Consider the following 8,609-nt stretch of genomic DNA (forward strand, 5'->3'; position numbering starts at 1 on the left):
AGAACGACGCCTGGCCAGAGACTACGAGCGAAAAGAGGAGTCGTCCGAAGCCTTCGTCTACCTGGGGATGATCCGACTGATGCTGGGCCGCCTTGCCTGAATGCCTTGCCTCAACACCCTCATAGAACACGCCGATGGCGCCACGCTTCTTCAGGGCATCGAGGATCATGTTCAACGAGGTGCCTGCGCTCCCCTCGTCGCCCATGGGACCATCGTCGAAGGTCAGGATTGCCTTATACGAGCCACTCATGCTTCCCCCTCCAGCCCTCGTGAAGGAATGCGAGCCGTGCTCACCTCAGCAAGTGGTGGGGAGGGTGTCAATCGAGCTGTTCTTGCGTGCACTTCTACGGGGCAGGCTCACCTTTCTTGTGGGGGCGGAACGCAGTGGCCTGGAGGTGACGAAGGTCGACTCCTGACTGAGGAGGGTTGGTCGGAATAAGAGACCCGGCAGGTAGGTAATAGAACAACCTACCTTCTGAGGCAAATGACCTGTTCCTCCCCTGCTGAGCAGCCGACGAAGCGGCGACGTGTGCCGCGCGATTCCACAGCGCGATTCAAACAGGACGATGTCCCGGTGCTGGCGGCCGCAGAGGCGATGGTGCCAGCGGACCATCTGGCACGGCGGGTGCGCAAACTGATGGAGGGGGTGGACCTGTCGCAGGTGGAAGCCCAGTACTCGGCGTTGGGGCGGAGAGGATACGCGCCTCGGCAGTTGCTGTGCTTGTGGGTGTACGCCAGCTTGAGCGGGCTGCATCACGCGACGAAGTTGGCGCGTGCGTTGGTGACAGACACCGCCCTGAGGTTGTTGTCGGGAGGCCATGCCATCAGCCGGCCGGTGCTCAACCGGTTCCGGATGAGCCAGGCCGCCCTGTTCCAGAAGGTGCTGGAGCAGACGGTGAAATGTGCGCTGAAGCACGGGTGGGTGGATGCACAAGACTTGGCAGTGGACTCCGTGCGCCTGCGAGCCCATGCCGACCCCGGCCAGGTCCGCATCCTCCAGCAGTCCCAGGAGCGACTCAAGGAGCTGGCCCGCGTGGATACGGCCACCTTGTCGGAACTCGAGCGGCACCAGCACCAGCAGAAGGTGACCCGGCACACTCAGGCCGTGCAGTTGTGCACTCAGGCCCAGGCCGCCTCCGTGGTGCTCACCAGCCCCGCCGCCGCTCTGATGCAGTTCCCAGGGGATGTCTATCTGCCAGGGCACCGCCTGACTGTCACGGCCAGCGGGACACAGAGTCGGATGGTGGTGGGCGTGCTGCTCAACGCGGCTGCCAACGACACCGGCTTGCTGGAGCAGGCACTGGCCCAGGCCCGCCACATGCTGCACACGGTGGGTTTGCCCTGGGTCGTCCGCCTCCAAGCCGCAGCCGACGCAGGCTATTGGAGTCGACAGGATCTGGCCTTTGCCGCAGCCCATACCGGGTGGCTGGACGTCCTGATCAACGAGAAGGAGCCCAGCAGTAAGTTGGGCAAGAACTACTTCCGCCGGGATGCCTTTGAACTGCGCTCTGTTGAGCAGGTGCTGTGCCCGGCCAACAAACCCATGCTGGGCCCCAGCTACGACAAAGCCAAAGCAGCTCACGTCTATAAAGGAGATGACTGTGAGCACTGCCCGCTTCATGCTTCGTGTACTCCCTCGAAGCAGCGCCAACTCGTGGTCAACTGGGACTACGAGAAGCATCAGCGGGCCATGCGTGAGCGCATGAGCCAAGAGGGGGCTCAAGCCCGCTACCACCGGCGCATGGCGACCGTGGAACCTGTCTTCTCCTATTTGGAAGACAGCATGGGCTTCCGCCGCGTCTCCTCTCGCAAACCCTCCACTGTCACCGCAGAGATTCTCCTCAAGTTGGTGGCCTACAACATCAGCCGCCTGTTCGCTTGCAGTAGTCTTTGGTGTGTCGGCCTCCTACTCAGGCCGACGGGCTGCTCCCTCGGTCGGAGCCCAGCCTTCATCCTTATTCTTATTCTGATCAACCCTGCTAGTCAGAAGTAGCGAGCGGGTGGCGGCCTGCGAGCTGCACCGTCCGCAAGCGCGGACGCCCGTTGTCGTGTGCGAGGAGCACGCACGCATCCTCAGATCGTTTCTCCCGAACAGGGAAGTGGTGCAGTGACCCGCTGGAGAGAAGTATCCTCAACCCGAGTGGCCCTCTGCTTCTGAGGGAGCTTGAGGTGCGCCGTTCGCTGACTTCCATCGGAGTGATCTTCGTCTGCATCGTCGCGGCGTCCTCCGTGGAGGGCTGCAAGCAGAGCAGCACGGCTCCTTCAGCAACCCGCGAGGGAGCGAAGAGCGATGCGGCGGCGCCTCTCGCCCAGGCCCCACCCTCAAGTCCTTCACAAGATGACGGTTCAACAGCCCTTCCAGAGGGCTGGGAGCCTGCCATTGCCTTGGCATTCAGAGGGGGGCCGGCAGCAGGGAAGGTGGACTTCAGCAACCAGTACGCCTCCTCCATCATGCTGCTGGAGGCCGCCCGCCACCTCTATGCGAATTGGGGGCGTTCATGGGGAGGGTTTGGTACAGCTTCAGGAATGGACAACAATCCAAGGAAAGGCCGGCTTCGCTCAAGATGCGAAGGTTCGAGGGTAGGGTTCGCGTTCATCCTGCCTTCAGACTAGAACTGGATGAGAGCGGTGCTATCGTGTCCACCGAAGCGGATCTCGCCCTCATCGTTCTGGACACCCCTGTGGCGGAGTCCCTGCCGTTCGTCCCATTTGCCGATACAGAAGTGTAGGAAGGCGAAATGCTCGTCATGGCGGGCTACGGCGACGATCTGCGCTTCCGAGACGAGCCCTACCTCCGCTATTTCCGGCGCAACCAAGTCACCCAGGTCCAGGGAAGGTCAGACGGGAAAGTCCTCTATGAGCAGCAGGGGGCTTTCGTCTACAACGGGCACGCAGGTGGGCCCTGTTTTCGAGAAGACAAGAGCCAGAGATGGCTCGTGGGGATCGCCAGCGTTGGCTCCGAGAAAGAACTCGCCTTCACGAGTACGTATTTCTTCAGGGATTGGCTGCGCGCCGAACTCCAACGGTTGGGGGCCACGGACTTCGCTTCGACACCTGCATCCCAGCATCCCCAGTGAGGAACAGCGGAGCATGACTACTTGGCCGCCACCCGAATCCTTCGGGAGCCACGCGCCACCACTTGGCCACTTTTAAGGACTTCACATACCATTGCGTGCAGTCCCTTATAGCTTGTGTGTTCCCAGTGCACGGTCTCTGAACTGATAGCCTCACGCCTCAACTGGTTGGCTGCTGCAGCCTCATCCCCAGTGTTTCTAACCACCCAGCGGACCTCGAAGGGGCGTTGTAGCTGAACGCCCTCAATCGAGAACTTCAAATGCATCCCCTTGGGCAAGGCAACATTGGCGTCGCGATAGCGGAACTTGATGGGACCCTCCTGGGAGGCCGCAACATCAACCACCAACGTGAGTGGGACGACCGTCTCGGCTTTGGCTAGCTCCTTCAGTTCCTCTTCGGCATCGTCAGCAGCCTCGCCCCAGAATGGATGGTTGAAAACCTTTCCCCAAGCTCGGAGGGCCTGGGGATAGGTACATGCCGAATTCTTGAGGATTTCAAGCTCCGGCAGTACCCACTCCAACCGCTCGCGCAGGCGCTTCATCTGAGCTTTGTACTCGGGTTTGCTAGTGAGAAGTATGCTTGAGTCCAGTGGGCTACTTACATCTAACTGAGATTCTAACCGGATCAAGAGTGCCTTCAAGGTGTCGTACAATGCCATGTCGTCGCGAGTGTTGTTGGGACGATATACCTCCGTTGTTACGGCAGTGAGAATCATTCCACCCGGAAGGCTCCACTTGGTTCGTGAGCGCGCGAAAGCCTTTACCCAGCGAACCACTCGGCGCAGTTGCCCCTGAGAAACGGACACCCAAGGCCAGTCCGAGTCGGGACTCTTGTTCGCAACGGCAGTCGTGAACCAGTTCTTGATGTCTTCTGGGTTCCGCTTCTTCCAGTCCGAACTTGCGTGCTCAAGCCAAGTTCCTTCCCAAAAGCTGGACATCTCGCGGTAAATGGCCATGTCCACGTGCGGGCCATCGGCATACCAGACCGTGACTGCGTTGGTGCGTGCCTCCGGGTCCTTCAGGAAGTTGCCATTCGTGGCCAGAATGGCGTCCGCTACGCGCTTACGTGCTTCCAATGCGGTGGTAGGTAGGTTTTCTCCCTTGAAGATCACGGCGACGTCAATATCGTACTCGTTGTTGGGGTGCTGGTTCAGCGTCGACATCGCGTAACTGCCTTGGTTTACCGCTCTCTCGTAGGTGCAGTACTCTTGACGTCTTTCGTCCCCGAGCTTCTTGAGTCCTTCCTCCAATCGCTTCAGGCAGTTTTCTCGGTACTCGGCAAGTTTATCTCTTCGGGTCTTGCCGAGGCGGACGTGCGTCTCGTAGAAGTCGTTTAATGCTTTGTGAACGCCGTACATTGTAGAGTGTCCATCATTGTTCTGATTGTGCTCTTAACTTTACGGGTGAGAAGTCATAGGCAAGCAGTTAGCCACAGTCCCACCGAGGCTTGACTCATGCCTTGTTCGGATCTCCAAGGGTGTTCCTGCTCCACATGGAGTTGGTTCCCTCTATAACCAAGAGCCTGTCATTGGCGTCGATATAGGCGCGAAGATGGTTGAAGACCTCTTCCTTGGTGTTGTTCACATTCAAGGCCCAGACGGATTCAAGCACTCGCTGGGCGTTGAGTTCCGTGAGACGCTGAGTAATGCGTGGGTAATTCTGGCCGGGTCGTACCAGGTCGTACGCGACGTAGAAGATAGTCATGTATGGTCACTTTGGTGAGAGTCAGTTCAGCGATGATCTGAAGACAGCATGCTTTGGTTGGAGGGCTTGGTGGCGCTACCCACATAGGTTGAGTGCTCGCGTCATCTCCCCCGGAAGACTTCATCCTGCCGCAGGGCTAATCTCTCCGGCGGGGACCCGTCCCCTCTTCAATGAGAGGCGAGGGTTCTACATCCGCCATTACGGCGGCCAAGCTCTCGGGTTTCAGCGGAGTGTCCCGTCGCCATGATTCCAGCAAAGCTGCTCGCGCCACCCGCTGGAAGAGATCTGAATACGAATAGGGAACGGGTCGCTCGCTCTGCTTCACCAGCCGATTGATGTCAGCCACCGTGTGCGGGCACCCCGCGAGGAGTTGCTCGAAAATAGCCTGGCGCTCGGTGGCTCCCGGGCGGGAGAACTCGAGGACGAGTGCGGCACGGCGCCGGACCGCAGGGTCCAGCGAACCGATCCGATTGGTGATCATCACGACTCCGAGTCGATGCCCTTCCCGCTGCAGCAGGTCGAGCTGCTTGATGAGTACGTTGAGGCCTGCTCGATCCTCGTGGTGCGCCTGAAGTTCCGCACGACTGAGCGCGAGATCATCGGCCTCGTCAATGACGAGAAGCCCGTAGTCCTTGCGAACTTTCGCCTTCGCCTGGGAGAAGGCGTCGGTGATACGAGCCGAGAGTTCGCCCACCATGCCTGTCCCACGGATATCGGAGGGCGTCTCGAGCACCACGACCTTCGATCCCAGCTCTTTAGCCACGGGCGTGCCAACCGAGGTGGCGAGTGCGGTCTTTCCGCAGCCCACCTCACCGCTCAAGATCACGAGCGGTGTTGACCGCCTGGCCGACTCCGCCAGGGGCAGGCCGTCCGGATGGTGGCGCTTCAACCACTGCTCGAGCCGCTCCGGCGCGAGTAGGAGCAATAGCTCATCCCGCAGTTGCTGCTTATGTATATCGATGCCGAGGAGGCCATCGAAACGCTCCTGCGCCTGCTTCGAGGGGTGCAGTGATTCCAACAGGTTCAATGGAGCCATTACCAATCCCCCACGCGATTGCGAACGACGCCATACCCGTCGCATGAATAGGCTCGGTCTCGCGTCTTTTCTCCCTTGAGGTAGGTGGCGGGAGAGGTCCAGTTCCGTGCCTTGATCTCCGCCTCGATCTCGTCCTGTAGCGGGCGCTTGAACGACACGATAATTGAAGCTGTGGTGCCATCCGGGAATTCATAGAGCTGCATTCCCCCAGACCGGCCTGCTTCCTGGAGTGAGCCATCATCGCTCACGTCGTAGTGGAACCCGCGGGCGCGCTGGCCCGGTACCTCAAGCTGCAGCTCGAAGCTGGAGATCACCTCGCTGGACAACATCCAGGTGAGATCATCCCGCCACTTTGCAGCCCGCTCGTGGGATGTAAAGCCCCGCGTTGCGAGCGCCGTAATGTCTGCGAAGACGTGCTTCATCACCTCGCGGACCCGGGCCTCTGTGGCCGTAGAGCTCATTGAGGCCGTCTGCGATTGCGTGTAGGTCACGAGTTCTCCTCGCAATAATGCTTGAAGGGATTGCCGAACAGTTCGACGAGAGCCTCCAGGCTCTCTCTGTCGTCATCCCGGTGGTCCGCCGCAATGGCGCGGTTGATGGCGTCGAAACCTTCCTCGAGCCAGTCTCCGAGTTCCTCGATCTGGAACGAGTTCCACTGCGAGACGATGTTGTTGTTGGCGTTGACGGGGTCGAGCACCGTCCAGAGTGCGTCGGGCGACGCCAGTGGCTTGGGCCCGAAGTCGGTGAAGGTCACCAATTCTCTTCGTCGCACCGTGCCGGCGAGCAGATCGAACCAGCGCGCGAGGGTGCCCGCGTAGGTCTCCTCAACCGCGCAGCGGTCGTACGTGTGCGCGCATAGCAGGTCGAGCAAGATGGATGGCACGTCCTCGATGACGCGGGCATGAGCCTGTCGGAACTCCCGCCACCACTTCAGCAAGCGGACGCACTCATTGAAGTGGACGCGGCCCGGCAGCTCATTGCTCGTGCCGTTGCGCCGGGTAACGAACTCGATGTGCTTCTGCACGGAGGTTCGGCGCCTTGTTCCGTCGCCGCGCAGCAGGATCTGCGCCTCATCGTTCCCCGGGACCGCCTGCATGGGGACCAAGTCGTAGCGAAGCTTGTTGGCCGCGAAGTCTAGTTGGATGGAGCTTTTCGTGCGCTTCCGCTTCGTCTGCGGATAACAAATGTCGGCGTAACGATCAAAGCGTCCGAGGAGTTCGTCAATCTGCGCGCCGTTTTCGTCCTTGGGGGAGATGACGAACGGCAGATCTACGTCCTGCCCTTCGACCGGGGAGTCGCCCAATAAGTGTCTTCGCAGACCGGTCTTCTTGGCGAACGATCCAGAGTTCGGGGTCGATCGCACCGTCAGTCCGTCCTTGTCGGCTTGGTTGCCGATCCGCTCGCGGATGTCGCGTGACTGTTTGATAATGAGTTCATCCTTGTCGCCACCGCGAATCCAGTCGACAAAGCTGCTCATTCGGCGGTGCAGGGGGCTACGTGTGCTCAACTGTGCCATGGGGACCTCTAACTGGACCGTTCGCCCTTCGGGAGGTTATGAATGTTGCTATTTGAAGATCTTGATGGAACGTCGGCCCTCGAACGCCGCCTGTAGACTGAGTCGCCACTTGTAGCGGGGCCGCTCCGAGGGAAGGCCGTAGTTGTAGACGAAGCATTCAGGCAACCAGCTCGCAGTGAGCGCGTCCCCCAGGTAGAAGGCTAGGCTCACAGGGACTGAAGCGAAGAGGTGCACGCTCGCGGGACGGCGCTCCGGGTCCATGTTGGAGGTGATGTGCCTGTTGAGCGTCTCGCGAATCACCTGCGCATAAGTCTTGAGCTGGTCTTCGCGCCGCACGCTGCCCCGCCCCGTTTTCGCGAGCGCGAAATGCAGATCCAGCATCACGTCCGAGTCAGGAAGCACTTGCCGACAGTCATTCAGGTCGATGAGTGCGGACACCGAAACGCAGATCCGGGCCGCCTTACCTGCCTCTCGCGACTGCACATCCACGTTCAGCGGAGGAGGCGGGATGTCCGACTCAGGATCCCACCGGAAACGGCCCGAGACGTCTTCGAAGACGTGCACCTGGCGGTTCTGCGCTAGGTATCCCGCTAACACTGCCAGCGGTACGAATGGGAAGCCGTAATAACCGATATCGGCATCCCTCTTCACGAAGGTACGCCGGAGATCGCCATCTCGCGCCGCCAGTCGCTTCACCTCTGCTTCCAAGTTGCTCCAATCGCGCTGTTCCAATTCGACGGTTTGGTTGATGGGTACCGTGAGAGGCTCCCGACCTGCGAAGAAGGCGGGCGAATCCTCCGGTCTTGGCTGCTCAGTTGCCTGCTTATAGGCCTCGTGGCGGATGAGGATGAGCGGCCGTTGCGGTGGAGCAGACACGGGCGGCAGCCCGCTGGAGATGGGGGACGTGTCCCGGGCCTGGCTACCAAACTCTACCTTCTGAACCGATGAGGTCGAAGGTGCATGCTGGAGCAGTTCTCCTGCTGCCCCGGTGCGCATGTATAGGGCAGGGGTGCACCATTCAAATGAGCCAGGCACGTTCGAGCGCATGGCCAGCCGACCTTCGGTGACCGCGCCGTCAATCAAGCCATCTTTCGCGAGGCTGGTGTAGAACTCTGCAGTAAACGCCCTCGCAGCCCTATCGGAGATCGCAAACTGCATGTGTCCTTTCGGCAGGAGTGCGTGATGCCGCGATCCTCGGTGGGTAGACTGGGGTACGGCACGGCTTGCCGTTCTGAGCGAGAGGCCGTGGCAAAGCGGCGGGTTGCCCACCGCGCGCTGA

Annotated in this window: 9 protein-coding genes; 2 read left to right on the plus strand and 7 right to left on the minus strand. The window is 60.3% G+C overall.

Going from position 1 to position 8,609, the window contains the following annotated elements; all coding sequences use genetic code 11:
• Positions 1 to 250, minus strand: a 250-nt coding sequence (locus KY501_RS54525; protein ID WP_373691742.1) for a hypothetical protein, incomplete at its 3' end; no start/stop codon positions are given.
• Positions 251 to 574: 324 nt separating this feature from the next.
• Here KY501_RS54525 and KY501_RS52510 point away from each other — a divergent pair.
• Together KY501_RS52510 and KY501_RS52515 are read left to right on the plus strand one after the other, a co-directional pair.
• The gene (locus KY501_RS52510; RefSeq protein WP_224373172.1) at positions 575 to 1,993 is read left to right on the plus strand and encodes a transposase; all 1,419 of its coding nucleotides are present in this window, start codon (positions 575 to 577) and stop codon (positions 1,991 to 1,993) included.
• A gap of 745 nt (positions 1,994 to 2,738) precedes the next feature.
• Positions 2,739 to 3,077, plus strand: a complete 339-nt coding sequence (locus KY501_RS52515) for a hypothetical protein (protein WP_224373174.1) — start codon at positions 2,739 to 2,741, stop codon at positions 3,075 to 3,077.
• A gap of 17 nt (positions 3,078 to 3,094) precedes the next feature.
• Here the strand turns inward: KY501_RS52515 and KY501_RS52520 are convergent, their stop codons facing one another.
• The 6 genes from KY501_RS52520 to KY501_RS52545 form a co-directional block, all read right to left on the minus strand.
• The gene (locus KY501_RS52520; protein ID WP_224373175.1) at positions 3,095 to 4,432 is read right to left on the minus strand and encodes a nucleotide-binding domain-containing protein; all 1,338 of its coding nucleotides are present in this window, start codon (positions 4,430 to 4,432) and stop codon (positions 3,095 to 3,097) included.
• Between the two features lie 94 nt (positions 4,433 to 4,526).
• On the minus strand, positions 4,527 to 4,778 hold the full coding sequence (locus KY501_RS52525; protein ID WP_224373177.1) for a hypothetical protein: 252 nt from the start codon (positions 4,776 to 4,778) through the stop codon (positions 4,527 to 4,529).
• Between the two features lie 136 nt (positions 4,779 to 4,914).
• On the minus strand, positions 4,915 to 5,805 hold the full coding sequence (locus KY501_RS52530; protein ID WP_224373178.1) for an ATP-binding protein: 891 nt from the start codon (positions 5,803 to 5,805) through the stop codon (positions 4,915 to 4,917).
• Positions 5,806 to 5,813: 8 nt separating this feature from the next.
• On the minus strand, positions 5,814 to 6,305 hold the full coding sequence (locus tag KY501_RS52535) for an HORMA-1 domain-containing protein (RefSeq protein WP_224373180.1): 492 nt from the start codon (positions 6,303 to 6,305) through the stop codon (positions 5,814 to 5,816).
• Entirely contained in the window at positions 6,302 to 7,330 is a 1,029-nt protein-coding gene (locus KY501_RS52540; protein WP_224373182.1) for a CBASS oligonucleotide cyclase, read from the minus strand. The genes KY501_RS52535 and KY501_RS52540 overlap by 4 nt, the downstream gene beginning before the upstream one ends.
• 48 nt (positions 7,331 to 7,378) lie before the next feature.
• Positions 7,379 to 8,609, minus strand: a 1,231-nt coding sequence (locus KY501_RS52545; RefSeq protein ID WP_224373184.1) for an SAVED domain-containing protein, incomplete at its 5' end; no start/stop codon positions are given.

This window comes from Hyalangium versicolor (assembly GCF_020103695.1).
Classification (GTDB): domain Bacteria; phylum Myxococcota; class Myxococcia; order Myxococcales; family Myxococcaceae; genus Hyalangium; species Hyalangium versicolor.